Below are 1,746 nucleotides of genomic sequence, written 5' to 3'. Positions count from 1 at the left end.
TGTTGCCTTTTTGTTTTCAAACAATAGAAAGGCGATAGATTGGAAGCTGGTGGGTATTGGCGTCAGCCTTCAAGTTATTTTTGGATTGCTTATTACAAAGGTTGGGTTTGTTTCAGAAGTGTTTGATTATGTGAGTGCTGGCTTTGTAACGTTTTTGAATTTTTCTACCGATGGAGCTAAGTTCCTTTTTGGTGATTTGGCAAGTGCAGATGGATCTCTTGGTTTTATCTTTGCCTTTCAAGTTTTACCTACCATTATATTCTTTTCTACTGTTTCAGCAGGTTTATATTATCTAGGAATATTGCAAAAAATTGTGTGGGCTATCGCATGGGTTATGGCTCGTACCATGCGCCTTTCTGGACCTGAGAGTTTGTCAGCAGCGGGAAATATTTTTTTGGGTCAAACAGAGGCGCCTTTATTGGTACGTCCATTTGTGCCGCACATGACTAAATCTGAATTGATGTGTTTGATGACTGGCGGTATGGCCACTATTGCTGGTGGAGTGCTTGCTGGATATGTTTCATTTTTAGGAGGAGGAGACCCTGTCGAACAGACTAAATTTGCTTCTTATCTTTTAAGTGCTTCTCTAATGAATGCTCCTGCGGCGATTGTACTTTCTAAAATTATTATGCCAGAGACAGAGCCTGGTAAAATCAATACGGAATTGAAAGTTAGTCAAGAAAGTTTGGGGGTGAATTTGATTGATGCTCTTTCCAACGGAGCATCTGATGGATTAAAGCTGGCCCTCAATGTTGGAGGTATGCTAATGGCTTTTATCGCTGTTATCGCTTTTGTAAATTACTTGCTTTCCGGAATGGTCGGTGAATGGACAGGTTTGAATGAATTTGTTGCCCAATCTACAGGGGGAAAGTTTCAGCAATTTTCCCTAGAATACATCTTAGGACAAATTTTTAGAGTCTTTGCCTGGGCAATGGGAGTAAATTGGGATGAAACCTTGATAGTGGGAAGTTTGCTTGGTCAAAAAACAGTTATTAATGAATTTGTGGCTTATTTGGACCTTTCTAAAGTGAAAGCAGCTGGAATATTAAGTACTAAATCTATAATTATATCTACTTATGCCTTGTGTGGATTCTCTAATTTTAGCTCTATAGCTATTCAGGTGGGTGGAATTGGTTCAATGGCTCCAAATCAGCAAGGAAATTTGTCTAAGGCAGGGATGAAGGCTTTATTGGCGGCTACTTTAGCTTGTATGATGACAGCAACTATTGCTGGTGCAATGATGATCTAAGTTTTCAGAAATTTCAAGTGGATTGAAACGTAACTTATTCTATTAGGGGAGTCCCAAAAAATTAATATTCCCCTAATTTTTTCCTTTAATAATTTCTTTTTCTTGTCAGACATTAAAGGATCTCCTTTTATTTTTTGACCATGAATTCTATCCTTCCTTCCAATAGAGGTGAAATTGCTCATAATTAAGGTTTGGAATTCTTTAGGGAAAGGTTTTACCTTTCATTTAAGGGGAATAATTCCTAGTTGTGAAGTAGGCCTATTTTTCTTAATTGGTTCCTAATGGCTTAGCCAATTGTGTAAAAGGACAGGGGTGATGGGATGAACTGGTTTTTTTAAGAATTTTAAAGAAAAATAATTGTGCTGACAATCAAAAGGTTAAAACTTTTCTTGAATTTTGTAGCTTAATTTATTTTTAATTTTCTGGAAAAGGCTATACATTTGCTTTGCAAACGAAGAAAATGTGTTCGGGGGGATACCAAAGCGGCCAACTGGGAC

General features: G+C 37.6%; 1 protein-coding gene. It reads left to right on the top strand.

Annotated elements, in window-relative coordinates:
* On the top strand, positions 1-1,249 hold a 1,249-nt coding region (locus E1171_RS01820; protein WP_155203497.1), incomplete at its 5' end, for a NupC/NupG family nucleoside CNT transporter.
* Positions 1,250-1,746 lie beyond the last annotated feature (497 nt).

This window comes from Xanthovirga aplysinae, from assembly GCF_009711365.1.
Classification (GTDB): domain Bacteria; phylum Bacteroidota; class Bacteroidia; order Cytophagales; family Cyclobacteriaceae; genus Xanthovirga; species Xanthovirga aplysinae.
This window is presented reverse-complemented; position numbering and strand designations above follow the sequence as displayed.